The sequence below is a fragment of the Streptomyces sp. CA-294286 genome, assembly GCF_050947155.1.
In the GTDB taxonomy this organism is placed as follows: domain Bacteria; phylum Actinomycetota; class Actinomycetes; order Streptomycetales; family Streptomycetaceae; genus Streptomyces.
Window position 1 is genome coordinate 6,285,166 of sequence record NZ_CP192005.1, and the last position, 14,497, is coordinate 6,299,662.

13 protein-coding genes and 1 pseudogene are annotated in these 14,497 nt (G+C 69.1%); 11 read left to right on the plus strand and 3 right to left on the minus strand.

The genetic code is table 11. The features are described 5' to 3' along the window. Window positions 1-579: 579 nt before the first annotated feature. Window positions 580-1,770 (plus strand): MobF family relaxase, encoded by a 1,191-nt coding sequence (mobF, locus tag ACQPZG_RS32510; protein ID WP_433549265.1) that lies wholly within the window; start codon window positions 580-582, stop codon window positions 1,768-1,770. A 451-nt stretch (window positions 1,771-2,221) separates the two neighbouring features. Next, window positions 2,222-3,073 (plus strand): NAD(P)H-binding protein, encoded by an 852-nt coding sequence (locus tag ACQPZG_RS32515; RefSeq protein WP_433549266.1) that lies wholly within the window; start codon window positions 2,222-2,224, stop codon window positions 3,071-3,073. A 288-nt stretch (window positions 3,074-3,361) separates the two neighbouring features. On the opposite strand, the gene ACQPZG_RS32520 is transcribed toward ACQPZG_RS32515, so the two are convergent. After that, window positions 3,362-3,646 (minus strand): hypothetical protein, encoded by a 285-nt coding sequence (locus ACQPZG_RS32520; protein WP_433549267.1) that lies wholly within the window; start codon window positions 3,644-3,646, stop codon window positions 3,362-3,364. A gap of 395 nt (window positions 3,647-4,041) precedes the next feature. Between ACQPZG_RS32520 and ACQPZG_RS32525 the strand changes: the two genes are divergently transcribed. From ACQPZG_RS32525 to ACQPZG_RS32555, 7 genes and pseudogenes are all read left to right on the plus strand, one after another. After that, entirely contained in the window at window positions 4,042-4,167 is a 126-nt protein-coding gene (locus ACQPZG_RS32525) for a hypothetical protein (protein WP_433549268.1), read from the plus strand. 446 nt (window positions 4,168-4,613) lie between these two features. Continuing rightward, the gene (locus tag ACQPZG_RS32530; RefSeq protein WP_433549269.1) at window positions 4,614-5,378 is read left to right on the plus strand and encodes a hypothetical protein; all 765 of its coding nucleotides are present in this window, start codon (window positions 4,614-4,616) and stop codon (window positions 5,376-5,378) included. 7 nt (window positions 5,379-5,385) lie between these two features. After that, complete coding sequence (locus ACQPZG_RS32535) at window positions 5,386-5,778, plus strand: hypothetical protein (protein WP_433549270.1); 393 nt, start codon at window positions 5,386-5,388, stop codon at window positions 5,776-5,778. A gap of 538 nt (window positions 5,779-6,316) precedes the next feature. Then, on the plus strand, window positions 6,317-7,075 hold the full coding sequence (locus tag ACQPZG_RS32540; RefSeq protein WP_433549271.1) for a DUF1963 domain-containing protein: 759 nt from the start codon (window positions 6,317-6,319) through the stop codon (window positions 7,073-7,075). A gap of 64 nt (window positions 7,076-7,139) precedes the next feature. Continuing rightward, window positions 7,140-7,324 (plus strand): annotated as a pseudogene (locus tag ACQPZG_RS32545) (hypothetical protein); the annotation flags it as partial. Between the two features lie 612 nt (window positions 7,325-7,936). Continuing rightward, the gene (locus ACQPZG_RS32550; protein WP_433549272.1) at window positions 7,937-8,284 is read left to right on the plus strand and encodes a hypothetical protein; all 348 of its coding nucleotides are present in this window, start codon (window positions 7,937-7,939) and stop codon (window positions 8,282-8,284) included. Window positions 8,285-8,372: 88 nt separating this feature from the next. Next, window positions 8,373-8,759, plus strand: a complete 387-nt coding sequence (locus tag ACQPZG_RS32555) for a hypothetical protein (protein ID WP_433549273.1) — start codon at window positions 8,373-8,375, stop codon at window positions 8,757-8,759. A gap of 855 nt (window positions 8,760-9,614) precedes the next feature. On the opposite strand, the gene ACQPZG_RS32560 is transcribed toward ACQPZG_RS32555, so the two are convergent. After that, window positions 9,615-10,304: an excalibur calcium-binding domain-containing protein gene (locus ACQPZG_RS32560; protein ID WP_433549274.1), complete on the minus strand. Its 690-nt coding sequence runs from the start codon at window positions 10,302-10,304 to the stop codon at window positions 9,615-9,617. Between the two features lie 348 nt (window positions 10,305-10,652). Then, on the minus strand, window positions 10,653-13,208 hold the full coding sequence (locus ACQPZG_RS32565; protein WP_433549275.1) for a Helicase associated domain protein: 2,556 nt from the start codon (window positions 13,206-13,208) through the stop codon (window positions 10,653-10,655). Between the two features lie 286 nt (window positions 13,209-13,494). Here ACQPZG_RS32565 and ACQPZG_RS32570 point away from each other — a divergent pair, with 286 nt between their 5' ends. Next, window positions 13,495-13,689 (plus strand): double zinc ribbon domain-containing protein, encoded by a 195-nt coding sequence (locus ACQPZG_RS32570; RefSeq protein WP_433543654.1) that lies wholly within the window; start codon window positions 13,495-13,497, stop codon window positions 13,687-13,689. 110 nt (window positions 13,690-13,799) lie between these two features. Then, window positions 13,800-14,093 (plus strand): hypothetical protein, encoded by a 294-nt coding sequence (locus ACQPZG_RS32575; RefSeq protein WP_433543653.1) that lies wholly within the window; start codon window positions 13,800-13,802, stop codon window positions 14,091-14,093. Window positions 14,094-14,497 lie beyond the last annotated feature (404 nt).

Genomic DNA, 14,497 nt, shown 5'->3' on the forward strand with positions numbered 1-14,497 from the left:
TACGGATTGCAGCGGCCGTCCACAGCCATGGCGAACCGCACCAGCCATTGCACGATCCACTCCACGCCCAGGCGACTCGCACATCTGCTGGTGTGTCAGTGGTCTGAGTACCACGCTCGCACGGTGCCCCAACCCAGCACGCAACGGGGTCCGGACGCAAGTCACCCCGCAACCCCGCGCCGCGCTTCTCCTCAGTCTCGGGCTGCCGCGGCGGCTCGTCCGGCGGGCCCCACGGTGAAGACCGGGCGATGGCCTCCCGCCCGGAGGGAACCCCAGATCGCTCTTTTCCGCAGGTCAAAGCCGGCGTTCCATGTGGCCGGTGATCAGCCAAACGAGGATCCGTCCCGGAGGTGGGCGCCATCTCTTCCGCGGCGTGATGGTCGGCGACGGCCACCGCGGGGCGGGCACGTCGCTGCGCGACGCCCAGGACGAGGCCGGTGTCCCGCCCGGGATCTGGAAGGGCCAGCGCCTGGCCGCGATCGGCCTCAAGGCCGGGGACGTGGTGACCGAGCGGGGAGCCGAACTACTCCTGGGGAAGGTCGGCACCCGGATGCCGACCGAATCGAGTCCGAGCGCCTGGTGGCGGGCAATGATCCGGCGACAGCCCGGCGGGCGACCGTGCCGGGCAGGCCCATCGAGCACAACCGCTCACCCAAGACCGACAAGGCCAAGGAGCGGATCCCCTGGCTCGGCATGCACCTGGTGTTCCGGCCCCCGCCGACGGCCCACATCGCGTGGGCACTGATGGACGACGAGCACCGTCGGGTACTGGAGCTGTGCCAGGACGTCTCCGTGGATATGACGCTGGAGTGGGTGGCGGAGTCGGTCGCCCAGATCCGCTGGAAAGGCGGCGGCAAACACCGGGCCGGTGTCCGGGAGGGCTTGATCATCGCGGCTTTCCGGCACTACGAGTCCAGAGCCGCGGAGTCCAAGCCCTTGCTCCATGATCATGCGCTGGTGTCGGTCCGTGTCCGGCGGCCGGACGACAAAGGGACGTGGGGGAACCTGTCGGCGGATTCGATACTGGCGAACTTCGTTGCGGCCGACACGCTCTCCCTCCTGTTCTTCATAGAGGAGGTGGCCGCCCGACTCGGGTGGGCGTGGGAGCCTCGCGAGGTGACGCCCGGCCGTCGGCCCGTCATGGAGATCGCGGGCAGCGGCCAGCGGCTCATCGGCTGGCAGTCGCCCCGACGCCAGCAGATCGAGGACGCCACATCCGTCCTCATGGCCAAGTACGAGAAGAAGCACGGGCACGCGCCGGGGGAGCGGGCCGGCTACGCGCTGGCCTGCCAGGCCGCTGACCGCACGCGCCCGCCCCAGCGCACCGAGCTGCGGTCGCTGTCTGAACTGCGGATGCGATGGCGGGAGTCGGCCATCGCCGCGTTCGGCGCCGACGTCGTCTCCCGGCTGGCACAGCGGGCGCGCGGCGGCCGCGGCGGTGTGGGCGAGGGTACGGCCGGTGGTCGACGTCGTCCTGGCGGCCGTCGATGTCGTGGCGGTGGTGTACGTGATGCGCGGTGCGTTCAAGCGCCACCACCTGCTCGCCGAAGCGCGCCGCTACCTCTCCTGCGTTCTGCGCGGCCGACCCCACGAGCCTTGCAGAGGGTTCGACGACTACACCCGGCCCGTCGGGCGGGGCCGGGTGATGACCGCCGACCTGCGAGCCCCGCACCCGCGCGACACCGACGACGAGGCCGTGCTGTGCCTACTAACCCGCAAGCGGACCGCTCCTCTCTACGAGCGGGCCCCGCCTTGCCGCCGGAGCGCTGAGTGCCCGGGTCTACCCGCGAGTGCCAAACCCCAGGCGCCGTGTAGGCACCTCTGTTACCCCACCCGCACCGCCCGTACTGCCCTCACCGCAGCCCGCGGGCGTGCCTCGGGCTGACCGCCCGCGGGCACCCGAGGCGCACCGGCCACCAGCGAGCGGGGCGCTGCGCAGGTGCTGGGGTCGTCCACGTGTAACGCTCGATGGAGCGATCGGCCCCGACCGCGCCGCACAGTCGTGGCCCCCGCGGACTTTCGGGTCCGCGAGGCCGCCCATGTGACGTTGCCCCGTAGTTGGCCTCTTCGATCGCCGGTTGGCCGGTGCCGCCCGGTGATCGATCTCGCTTCGGAGGTTGGGGCACAGCACCTGACGGCTGCTCCAGCCGGCCGATGCTTGACCTGAACCTTGGTTGATGTACGAGAGTCGTGTCATCGAACCCGAGACGAGGAGATTCCGATGACACAGCCCAGGATCCTGGTGACCGGCGCGACTGGAACGGTCGGCGGCGCGGTCGTGACCCAACTGCACGCGTTGGGCGTGCCCGTACGGGCGCTGGTGAGAGGGGAGGCGGACTTCCCGGAGGGTGTGCAGGCGGTACGCGGCGATCTCAGTGATCCCGTGTCGCTGGACACGGCTCTGGAGGGCGTCGATTCGGTCTTCCTGGTGTGGCCGTTCCTGAGCGCCGAGGGCGCGTCGGACGTGATCGACGCGATCGGGAAGCGCGCTCGACGGGTGGTGTACCTGTCATCCGAGGGGGTCGGGAGCGAGGAGGAGGAGCCGGGCGAGGCGATCACCATGTTCCACACGGAGTTGGAGAGACTGATCGAGGCATCGGGCCTGGAGTGGACGGCGCTGCGGCCCACCGGGTTCGCGAGCAACACGCTGGGCTGGGCGGAGGAGGTCCGCACTACCGGTGTGGTACGGGCGCCACTGGCAAGGCTGGCCCGCCCGCTGATCCACGAGGCGGACATCGCTGCGGTCGCCGTTCAGGCGCTGACGACCGACGCCCTGCTCGGCGCCCGTCCCGTGCTCACCGGCCTGGACTTGGTCACCCAGGACCGGCAGGTGACGCTGATCAGCGAGGCGATCGGGCGGCCGGTGCGGTTCGAGGAGGTCACCCTGGACCAGGCCATCGAGCAGATGAAGGCCGCGGGCTACCCGCCAGAACTGGTAGAGGCCGTATTGCCGGCCCAGGCTGAGATGCTCGACAATCCGGAGCCGGTCAACGACGAGGTGGAGCGCATCACGGGCACCCCGGCCCGATCCTTCCGGGAGTGGGCGGTGGACCACGCAGCGGACTTCCGCTGAAGGGACGTCAATACTCGTCGACATGGCAACCCGAAGCACCGGATCTCGGCTCCGTCGCCCACACGCCTGACGCCGAGGTCGGGCCCCTGCTCAGGGAAGCCCCGAGCGGTTGAACCGCACAGGTGGGGAGGCCGTCTCGCGGCTAAGAGAGCGATGGTGAAGCAGCAGCGGTCCGAATCAGTGGACGGCGGGACCCGTTCGGCACGATCCTCGGCATCAACGGCCCCTGACCCCGGCAACGCGGATGCCCGGTACCCCTCGACAGGGGCACCGGGCATCCGCGCGTCCTCACACCAGGCCGTGCAGGCTCTCCAGCCCTGTCGCCGCGGCGAACGCTCGCAACGCAGCGGCCGGGGTCGGCGGAGTGAGGCTCCAGGCGTCGGCAGGGACGTCCCGGTCGGCGGCCGGGTCGGCGGCGGCGGGCGGGGCCTCGGGGGCACCGGTGTTGCAGGCGTCGGTGAGGAAGCCGGCGACAGGGGCGGGCGTCATGATCAGGGCGGTGCCGGTCTTGCCCGTGGCGTGGACGCCGGGCATCGCCGACTCGCGGGCCTCCGCGTTGGACAGGTTCAGCACTGCGTCTCCTGGGCGCGGCCGCGGGTGACGACTTGGACGCGGCCTGGGTGCTCGCTCGCCATCGGGATGGGGCTGACTTCGGGAACGAGCATGCGCCAGGGGGGCCGGAGAACAGAGCTGCGCACGGGACGGCGTTGCTTCGTAGTTGGCCATTTTGACGGGTAGTTGGCCAGCGCGTAGACAGTGTGGTCACTCAGGGTGCATTCGGAGCTGTGTGCGGATCCTTCTGAGTGACGGCACGCCTTACAGACCGCCCGCGACCAGGTCGTCCAGGCCGCCGCCGTCATCACCGACCCCGCGGATGCCGGTCACGTCGGGCTGACCGGGCACCGGATCCTGACTCGTCTCCTCCCGCCCGCCGGCAGCGTGTCAGCACCCGCAAGGTCAAGTCACCGATGTCCCGCTGCAGCATCCGCCACGACGACATCAGACCCGACACCAGCCGCACCATCACCACCCTCGGCATCAACGTCCTCGAACCTCGCGAACCGCACCCTCAACTCCGCCATCTCCCGCGATGACCGGAACACCGCCCTCGCCGACCGCCGCCACCGGATTCTCGGCCTGCTCGAAGAAGCCCCCACCCGCCTCTGGCGCCCCCGTGACATCGCCTCCCACTTCGGCGACATCACCATGGAGGCCATGTCCCGGCAGCTCTCCAGGTAGGCCGAGACCGGCTTCATCCACAAACTCGGCCCTGCCGTTACGCCGCCACGGCATGGACCCCAACACCCTCTGCGCGCCCTGCGAAAACGCTAACTACCCGGCCTTGGGGGAGTGTCCCATCGGCGGGCAGCGCATGAGCGCAGCCCGCCCACCTCAGTTTTCTCTCAGATCCCTTGCCCTCCGGATGCGCCGATACGCATGATCGTTTCCAAGTCCGGAGCCACAGGCTTCCCTGACCAGGAGGGCTCTCACCGGCGCGGGCCTCATCACTGTGCGATGAACCAGGGGGGAACAGAATTTCATGTCGATATCGAGTAACACCCTGCGTGTCGCGGCCAACGGCACTACCACCGCCGCTCGCGGTGGGCTCGCCCGCAGCAGCGCCATGATCGTCGCGGCGAGCACCGCCGGGGCGATCTTCGCCACCGCCACGGGGGCCCATGCGGCGGACTCGGCCACGGAACCGCGCGGTGACACCAGCGTCACGCTGACCACGGACGACGGTTTCACGCCCGAAGAGCTTGAGCAGGCCGAGGCGCTCAAGGGGGGAATCGCGGAACTGGGAGTGACCGAGAAGCAGTTCGCCGCCGCACTCGACGTCGCCTTCACCCGGCTGGCCCCCGACGCCCTGCACGACCGTTTGGCGGCCCTGCCCGCCGACGCGACTGCTGAGCAACTGGTACAAGCCGCGTACCCGGGCGACGAGGCGGCTCAGGCCGCGCTCCTTGCCGTGTTCGCGAACGAGGGCGTCCGGAAGTCGGTCCTTCCCTCCGCGGTCGAGGACGCGGAAGAGAAGCCGATGATGGCCCCGATGGGGTGGTGGGATGAGACCGAGTTCGTCGCCAAGTGCGGTGCCGCCATCGCCTGCGTCCTTCTCACCCTCGCACCGGCCGGGTCGAGCATCAAGGTTGTCCGGGCCGTGGCGTTGTACAAGAAGTACGGGGCCGAGAAGACCGCCAACATCATCTGGCGCTTCGTGAACGGCAAGCGGGTCGGCTCCGCGGAGCGCGAGGCGGTCAAGGCGTTCATCGGTATCACCGCCATCTCCAGCGCCTGCTCAAGGTGAGGCCGCTGTGACCGTTGAGCATGTGGCGGTGATCGCGCTGGTAGTCGAGGTAGCGGTCATGGTGCTGGCCCGGTTCGGCACCGAGCGGCGCCACTGGAACCACTACAAGCAGCGTGGTCCAGCCCCTCAGACGGGAAACGACCTCACGCAGGCATCCGGTGTGCTGTACGCGGTCGCCGCTGCCGCTGTGGCAGGTGCCGCCGTGGTGACGCGAGCGGAGATGTCCTTGTCCGCCATCGGCACGTTCACGTTGTTCGGGATTCTGCTTCCTGCTTGCGCCGCCCACTCCGTCATGGTGTTGGCGACGCGAGGCCGCGCGGACCGGATCACTCGATGGCACCGGGGAAGCGCCTGCATAGTTGCCGCGGGCGGCGGCATCGTCTCGATCGGCCTTCTCTGACCGAGGCGCGATCAGCGGCGCCCGCGACGGCCGCCGGACTACCCCGATGGGCCGTCTCCCCGGCTTGTGAGCTGAGGGAGACGGCCCATCGCTGCGCGGGGTCGTGCCTGTTGAGTCGGCCGAGTGCTGCCACTGCCAACCGGGATCCAAGCGGCTCGGGGGCACCGATGCCGGACCAGATTCGCCGACCGAAACCCACAGATACCCCCGGTTCGGCGTGACGTCGGGTCGGCTCCGTGCGCGGAGCGTGGTACCTGCGTACCTGCATGATCCGGACCTCCCGGGAGGCCGAGCCCCCGGGCTCGCGCGGGGCGGACAGGGGCTGGTCGGCGTACCAGAAGGAGATGCCGCCGTTGACGGTGCCGTGCGCGGCCGGGGGTGCTCGATGACGCGTCCATGGCGGGGAAGGCAGCCCACGGGGCGGACGGCGGCAGGGCATGATCGGCATCCTTCCGCATCTTGACGATCTCCATCGAACGCGGGGCGGTTCACTGGCCGGCACCCGCTCGTGTCAGTGCGGTGCTGTTGACTGTGCGGCATGGAAATCCTGCGTACGTTGCCACCGGAGCACGGGATGCTCACCCGTGTGGCGACGCTGTTGAACGCGGAGCCAGGTGAGCCCGGGAGCCGTGCGAGTTCGCTCGGCGGTCCTCTGCTGTGGCCCGCCGATGAGCCCTGGCCCCACTGTGCACAGGAGGACCACTGGACCTACCCGGTCGGTGGTTCCCTCGATCCGATCGTCCCGGGATCGGTGCCCATGGTTCCGATCCTTCAGCTGTTTGCCCGGGACGTGCCAGAAGTCCCCTTCCCTCCTGACAAGGACCTTCTCCAGCTGGTGTGGTGCGCGCTGAACCACGACGAAGGGCCGCATCTGGTCGTGCCGCGGCTGTACTGGCGGCGGGAGGCGGACGTCGAGGAGCGCGGGCTGCTGGCAGAGGCGCCGGTGGCGGGCGGCGGGGAGTACGACGAGTACAACGTTCCGCAGGAGGGTCGCTGCACGCTGTCGCCTTCCACCGCACAGGACTTCCCCAGCCGCCATGACCTGCCCGACGGCCTGCGCGACACCGCGGACACGCAGGAGCGCCTGTCCGAGTCCCATCTGGTGGCCACGAAGCTCGGTGGCTGGCCTTGCTGGACACAGCCGGGCGACTGGCCCGAGTGCCCCGCCGGCCATCGCATGGAACACCTGCTGACGGTCACAGGCGACATCCAGCTCGGTGACTGCGGGGGCATCTACTTCTTCCTCTGCCGACAGTGCCCCGATCATCCCTGGGACGCGCGCTCCGACTGCCACTAGGTTTGCTTCGCTCGGACCATCGCGCGACTCACAAGGCCATGGCTGCCACGAGCGGGACAGGGCGTCCTTCGGCGCCTGGGCCAAGACCTTCGCCGTCCCCGCCTCTGCGCGACCATGGTGGACCGCCTCACCGTCGGCGGCAACATCATCGAGACCGGCACCAGCCGCGCCCGCGCCGAGCAGCAACAGGCTCCCAGTTGGCCATCGCAAGGCACCCCACCAGGCGATCAGTTCTCTGCCAGGCGCTGACGCCACCACCCGCAGGCACCCAGTCCGAGGTGGGGGCTGAGGAGAACACTGCCGCGGTCGAATGCGGCATCCAGAGCGGCGACTACCCGACCGAGGCCTGAGACTCAGATCCGACGGCCCCCTGGGTTCGATGACTGAGAGGGAAACCGGTGTTGCTGCTGCTCCCGTTATGGCCTGGGCTGTGCACGGGACACGAATGTGACCCAAGCCGGGCCCCTCCCTCAAGCCAGGAAGGGTGTCCGTGCGGTCAGTTTTGCCCGCCGGGGATGGGGATCGGCGGCCCCGGCGGAAAGCCCGGTCTCGCTGGGGCAGGCACCATCCAAGGTCCCCACCAGGACGGTAGGTCGCCTCCGAGCGGTGGGCCCATAGCCCCCGCGGGCAACACGAGTACCGGCAGGTGAACCGAGCCCCCTGGCTGAGCAGCCTCGCCCGCACTGAAGCCGCGGTCGCGCGCATGTAAGGCCTCGCCAGGGGAACGGTGGTCATGGTGCCCAGCCCAGGTGGCAGGCGCGCGCTGGCTCCGCGCTTTGGCCTGCCGGCGAAAAGAGCGGAGCTGAGACCGGCCAGACAGAATCGCCGAGCGCTGGCGTGGACAGGAAGGTGCAGAGACCGATGAGCTACGTGTACGAGAACGAGGGCGGGGGAAAGTACGACCTCGACGACCCCTTGAGCTTCGCCGACGACATCCTGCGGCTCAAGGGGGGATGGGACAGAAGGAGCGGGTACGCCGAGTACGAGCTGACGGCCACGTACGGCGAGCCCGAGCAGAAGACGGTGGCCCTGGGCACAGCGAAGGGCAAAGTCGACGATGACGATCTGAAGGTCGAGTACCGGGACCGCGACGGCTACGCGCAGGCGCGGGTGAGGACGAACGATGTCGGCCACCTGGTGCTGGAATACGACTGCGCATTCCTCGGCAAGTCTTCTCGTGGCGACGACGTCCGCATCGACGCTGACTGACCTGAGGCGATAAGCACCTGATAACCGGCTTGGCGTTGACCGCCGTGCCTCGCTGTCCTCTACGGCTGCCCGGTGGCGGTGCGCTCCAATGTCTCCTCCACGGCGGTGGCGGCCGTCATCAGATCCTTGGCCGGTCTCGCGAGACGGTGCGCGTGTCTGCCTCCTGGAGTACGAGGAGGAGAACGGCAAGCCGGTCCCACCGCACTTCGAGTATTTCCACGACGGCCGCCTGGTGAGCGCCTGCAACCTGTACCTGGACGCCTCATGGGACTACCAGGGGGTCGACGGCGACCCTGCGACGGCCCTCCGCCTTCAGGAACTGCTCACCGCTGCCGGCCTCCCGGACCGGGAGCGGGGCGAAAGGGAGGTACACCGCACCGCGCTGGGCATCGTGGAGGGGTTCTTCGGGCTCTCACCGCCGCAGGACTCCATCGTGAGCGGCACTCTGCCGCCAGTCCTGTGGGAACCGGCGTAGTCCAGGGCCAGGTAGGTCAGCAGTAGCCAAGGAGTGTTCTCACTTCTCGGTTCTGGCACAAATTTTGGGGAGTGGTCGCGGAGGGTGACGGTAGCGTTCGATTGCATCGGATACTGATGAGCCCTTCTCATCCGCAACACCCCCGCCGATACCCATATCCAGGCACAGCCGGCCGCCGACATCTGGAGCCTGGGCGCCTCGCTGTTCTGGTGCTGGGCCGGCCAGCGACCCGTCATGGACGACGACGACCTCGACCGGCGGGAAAAGCCGGCCGCCATCGTCTGAGGTGCTACCACCGCGCTGCGCGACGTCCGGCCCTGGCCCTTCCCTGAATTCCAGGACGCCCTCACCGCGTGCCTGGCCCCTGACCCCGCCGACCGGCCCACCGCCCACCGCGAAGGAGCTGAGCATTGCATGGTGACGCTGCGCGCCCTGGCCCTCGACGACGCCTCCGCCCTCAACCGCATCTACAGCGGCGCCTCCATCCGGCACACCACCGGCACGCCCCTCACCCCCGACCAGGCCCCCGCCAAGACCAGCACCGCTCTCGCCCGATCCGCCGAGATCGGTGAGGCTGCGGACAGTGCCCGCCCCGGTCTGCGCACATGCCAGCTTGGACGTGCGTCCGGGAAGCTGCCTGTTCATCGATGGCGTCGCGGTCGACATCGAGGCGGCTCAGGTGGCGGGAATGCTGGCCATCCGTTCAGGGACAACGCTCAAGCCGTCAGGCGTATCGGCGCTCATCTGGAGGGCAGGCACTCGGGCCGCGGCGGGCCCCGCCAGGATGACGTCGGCCTGGCCGGTCGTCATCGGCTGCCGGCCAGGCCTCGAAGCGATCGATCAGCCTGCTTCAGGTCAGGAGTCGGGCTCGCAGCCGGTGCCGTCGCCGTCGCTGTCGAGGTTGTGTGGGTCGGACGGGCCGACCCAGACGGGACCGGGAAGGTCCGGACAGTCCACGTCGGGTTCCCCTGCAGAGGGCCCGGGCGGGTAGGAGCTCTCCGGTTCGTACGGCACCGGCGGTGCAACGAGGCGTATGGCGGCGTCAACGATAATTCCGCCCCTGACTGTGTAAGTGCCCTTGTAGACCTGCTGGGTGCCGTCTGGCCGCAGGACATCGATCGTGACCGTCACAGTCCCGCCGCTGACATCAAGGATGTGAACGGTGTCGCGTTCAACATCTGCAAAGCCTGCCGCGAAGGACGAGTAGGAAGGGTCGCCAAGGTTCTTGCCTCCGAGGTCCCATGCCCGCCGGTAGTCGCGTGCATTGACGGCATCGAAGTATGCCTCGACGGTGGAAGCTGCATCAGCGGGGGCGGACGACGGCTCAGGCGTGGTCGGGGCTGAGGGCGGGGGCACGGTAGTGGTTTCCGGCGGTGGCGGTGAGGGCGTTGGGGAAACAGGGGCGACGGTCCGGGTCTCGGTCTGCGTCCGGGTGACTGTTGGACTGACCCCCGGTTTCTCGTCGGAACCACAGCCAATGAGCCCCGCCCCAGCAACGGCCGCCGACAGCAGGAAGGCGAAGCCTGACGACAGGACGCGGCGCATAGGTACCACCCCACGGAGAGGATCCCGCACTCACTCCAGTGTGCGCCCACCCCTTGGGACGCGCCTGTGGATCACCTGGCCCCCCCGGTCGTCGGTAACCTGCACGTCGTAGGGCAGAAGCCGGACCGCCCCCTCCCGCAAGAAGCGTCAGCGCGCCGCCTGGCTGAGTTCCATCACGCGGAGGCGATGAACACGATCGCAGCCGGCACCTCCCGGTCCTGTACGGGCATAGGCCACCGCTCCGAGGCGGCGTCGGCCCCTGCGGGGTGCGAGCGAAAACAGCATCCACAACTTGTCCCGGCGCCAACCGCTCAACGATCCCCACGTGCACCCGCCCGGCACAAATGGTTACGTCCAGCGCATTCCGATGTTGGAGAGCTGCTCCACTCGTTCCGGTGTCAGCCGGGCGGCTCTGTTGCGTTGGTTGTTGATCCATGCTCCGAGGTGGTACTGGTCTGCCCGGCCGTTCTCGGTGAGCACGGTCTCGGTGTGTTTGCGGGGGACGTTGAGGTGTCCTTCGCGTGCGTAGTACTGTCGGGCGGCAGTCAGGTGGGCGGCCCATTTGTCGTCTTGTGTACGGGGCCGTGGCGGCTTTTCGTTCTCGGGTGCGGGTGTGATGCCGAGGATGTGTTCGCTCATCCATTGCTGCACGGTGGTGAGTTGGTCCCACCCATACCGCACCGTCTGTACCCACCGTCCGAGGTCTTCGCCCTGGCGCAGGATTTTGCCCGGCGTGGTGGGCAGCGCCTCACCCGCGTCCAGGTGCATCCGTACGAGGTGGAAGCGGCGTTGCCAGCTCACCGGCCAGGCGGGGCACCACGAGGGGTCGATGTCCTCCAGCTGCTCACGCCGTTCGTCCGGCATTGCCCCGGCCGACGACCCCACCGGCAGCCCTTCCGCGCGCCGCTGCTCGATCTCCTGCGCTTTCCTTGCTGCGGCCCGCGCGTTCTTCAGCCAGATGCCTACCTTCGCGCCTTGGAAGGTGGCGTCCGCGGGCGCCAGGAGGTGCCCGTGTTCGGCGGCCCACCCGCGTGCGGCGGACAGGCTCTTCTCCCACGCGATGTCGTAGTGGGACCAGATCATGCCGAGCTTCTCCAGCTGTGCGATGCGGTCCTCGTGCATGTCGTCGCGGGCGTAGAGGCGGCGGGCGTCGGCGGTCCACTGCCCGAGCGGGAACCCGGCGAGCGAGGCCGGCCATCCCGTACTTTCTGTTTCCTGGCCGCTGGTGGCGAGGGAGGCCGGCCACCCCGTGTCTTCCGCTTCCTGGTCGTCGACGCCCGGGACGCGGTATGTGAACGGCACGCGGAGGTTGCCGTGTTCGCGGGCGTAGAGGGCGGCTGCTTCCACGCCGCGCCGCCAGTGCTCGTGTTCGGGGTGGAGGACGCGCAGGTTGATGAACGCGGCGAGGGCGGCCGGGTCGCGCGGCGTGGAGAACTTCAGCAGTTCCCGGGCGGGCGCCGAGGGCCCCGACCCATCCCTCTCGCCTGGGCCCTCCTCACCCCCACTGCGGCTCTGAACGCCTCTCACGCGGCTCTGCGCCTGCTGTTCGGCCAGCTGCTCGACGACCCGCGCGTCGTGCGCCCGCAGCGCTTCCAGGAGTTTGGCGAGGCCGTTGTAGGCCCGTGAGGTGAGCATGTTGTCGGGTGTCTCGCCGGGCCCGAGCAGTACCGGTACGACCAGGCTTGCCATCTTGCCCTCGCCCGGCTGCATCCGCAGCGCCCGGCCCACGGCCTGGACCAGGTCCGGCATCGAGCCGCGCACGTCCGCCCAGTACACGGAGTCACAGTCCTTCGTGTCGACACCCTCGCCCAACACCTTCACCGAGCACAGATAGCACTTCTCCACCACGGTGCCGTCCGTGGCGATCCCGGCCGCGAACTCGCCCAGCAGACGCCGACGGTGGAGCGGCTTGTGATCCCCGCACAGCCAGTTGGCCCAGATCGTCGTGGGGTACAGCTCGGGATCATCCGCGTGCAGTTTCGCGGCGACGTCGGTGAGGCCGGCCGCGAAGGCTTCGGCTTCCTTGACCGTGTGGTGGAAGACGAGTGTGCGCCGGAAGCCCTCCTCCGCGGAGGCTTTCACCAAAGCCGCCTGCAGGGCGGCGAGCCGGGCCCCACGCACCTCTGCAGAGCGGCCTTCGGCGCCCAGGAGCTGCGCGGCCTGGAGGGCGGTGTCGGTGACGTCGACGCAGACGACTTGGTAGGGGGCGCAGATTCCTCGGTCGATGGCCTCCGAGAGGGTCAGGGTGAATGCCCTGCTGCCGAAGGGGCCCTGGGGGTCGTTGTCCATGCTTGCGACCAGCTCACCGGGTGCGCCGGCCTCGTCCTCGTCTCCGAGCTGCCAGAGCCGGGGGGTGGCGGTCATGTAGAGGCGGCGCAGGGAGGGGATCTTCTGGTTGTCGTGGACGACCGCCCACGGCTTGCCGATCCGGCCGGAAACCCGGTGGGCTTCGTCCACGACGATCAGGTCCCAAGCCGCCAAACCCGCAGCGTGCGCCCGCTCCAGCGTGCCGAGTCCGAGGCTGGCGTACGTGGCGTACACGGTGACCTTGTCCAGGCCCCGCGTCCACTCCACCAGCTCGTGCACGTCCGTGGTGTGGGGGAAGGACGCCTCTTCACCCCGCAGCGAGGACACCCCGATCATCGGCCCCCGGCGGCCTCCCTCACGCCACGCGGACTCGGTCTGCGCCAGGAGATCCAGCGAGGGCACGAGCACCAGCACACGGCCGGCGTGGAGCTCTTCGGCGCTGCGGACGGCGACGAGGCTTTTCCCGGACCCGGTTGCCATGATCACCTGGGTCCGGAGACCTCGCTCGGGCACGAGCGAGCCAGCAGGAAGTTCGAGAGCACGCAGCACGGCATCCACAGCTTCCCGCTGGTGGGCCCGTAGTTGCCTGACTGCCATGTCCGATCCGCCTTCTCCTACGACTGCGAGAGCTCCCGCACTCGGCCAGGAAGCGCGAATGCGTACGCAGACGTCACCTCGACGACTACAGGGATGCCCGGATCCCGCATTTCTGCCCCTGGACAGACCACCGGTCCGATCCGAGATGCCTGTCGCTCGAACCCTTGGGGCCGCCTCGCTCCAGAGTCTATCTGAATTAAAAAATGAAGCAGAGAGTTCATGACTCGACACGCACACCACGGGTACGCGGGTTACCGATACTGCTCCCCACCGTGTCGGAGACGCCATGAACGAGAAGACTGAAAACCCCCGGGGAAACCGGTTCTGCAAGGCGTGCGGGACACCCGCACAGGACGGGAAACTGTGCGAGCACTGCGGCAGTGTCCTGGGCCTGCCGGACAACGCGGGGCTGGTCGAGGACCAGGGTGTGGCAGCACGGAGGGTCTTCGAAGGAGACAGTGGGATGCGGCAGCACCCCTGACCGGAACGAAACCGGGCCGTGAGGCGCTTTCCCGGTCCCAGCAGCCGGGACCGGCAGACCCGCCCCTACGCGCCCGGTAGGCACAGCAGATCGCGGGTACACGGGCGGGCATGGCACCGAAGACCGAACACTCTCTGTCCCCGCGGGCCGTACGGCAGCTGCACCGGACCCGTGGTTTCTACCTGGCAGGAGCCCTGCTGTGGGCGGCCATCACGCTCTGGACGGGATGGTCCCACCCCGGGAGCCGCCAGATGTGGATCTCGCTGTTCCTGGTGGTGGTCTTCACCGGTCTGCTCACCGCTACCTCCTGGTGGCTGCACCGCCTCCAGACAGCCCCGTCACGCAGGCCGGCACACCATGGCGCACCCCGGCGGGCCATTACCTCCGGCCGCGTACACGCCTAACTCCACCCCCTGGGCCCGCTAGCCCAAGGGGATGGAGGCACAGCCGGAAGACCGCGTGCTGGGGGAGCGCAGCGGACCCGGCACAACCACCCCCCGCGCACCCGCTCGTTGCACCCTCGCACAACCCCCCTACCGCTGCTGCGCGTGCGTGGGTGTGCCACGCTCCGCGCGGCACACCCACGCACGCGCAGCGTGCCCAGTGGCTGGAGCGCAGCGCAAGCCACCGGGGCAGCCGAAGGCTGCCCCAAGCCCGCAACGCGGGCCACCCCACTCCAGTTGTCGGTACGCGCGCAGCGCGTACCGCAGGGCGAGGAGCGAAGCGAACCGCCTCCCGCTCACGCGAAGCGTGAGCAACCCGGGCGCGCAGCGCCCGGGTTCGCTGCTACGGGCACCAGCGTAAGCCA

What these genes read in the sequence shown, in the direction of transcription:
- ACQPZG_RS32555 (WP_433549273.1), top strand. Translation starts at nt 8,373, where the DNA reads ATGTCTCCTCCACGGCGGTGGCGGCCGTCATCAGATCCTTGGCCGGTC.
- ACQPZG_RS32525 (WP_433549268.1), top strand. Translation starts at nt 4,042, where the DNA reads ATGTCCCGCTGCAGCATCCGCCACGACGACATCAGACCCGACACCAGC.
- ACQPZG_RS32515 (WP_433549266.1), top strand. Translation starts at nt 2,222, where the DNA reads ATGACACAGCCCAGGATCCTGGTGACCGGCGCGACTGGAACGGTCGGC.
- ACQPZG_RS32540 (WP_433549271.1), top strand. Translation starts at nt 6,317, where the DNA reads ATGGAAATCCTGCGTACGTTGCCACCGGAGCACGGGATGCTCACCCGT.
- ACQPZG_RS32570 (WP_433543654.1), top strand. Translation starts at nt 13,495, where the DNA reads ATGAACGAGAAGACTGAAAACCCCCGGGGAAACCGGTTCTGCAAGGCG.
- ACQPZG_RS32565 (WP_433549275.1), bottom strand. Translation starts at nt 13,208, where the DNA reads ATGGCAGTCAGGCAACTACGGGCCCACCAGCGGGAAGCTGTGGATGCC.
- ACQPZG_RS32550 (WP_433549272.1), top strand. Translation starts at nt 7,937, where the DNA reads ATGAGCTACGTGTACGAGAACGAGGGCGGGGGAAAGTACGACCTCGAC.
- ACQPZG_RS32530 (WP_433549269.1), top strand. Translation starts at nt 4,614, where the DNA reads ATGTCGATATCGAGTAACACCCTGCGTGTCGCGGCCAACGGCACTACC.
- ACQPZG_RS32560 (WP_433549274.1), bottom strand. Translation starts at nt 10,304, where the DNA reads ATGCGCCGCGTCCTGTCGTCAGGCTTCGCCTTCCTGCTGTCGGCGGCC.
- ACQPZG_RS32575 (WP_433543653.1), top strand. Translation starts at nt 13,800, where the DNA reads ATGGCACCGAAGACCGAACACTCTCTGTCCCCGCGGGCCGTACGGCAG.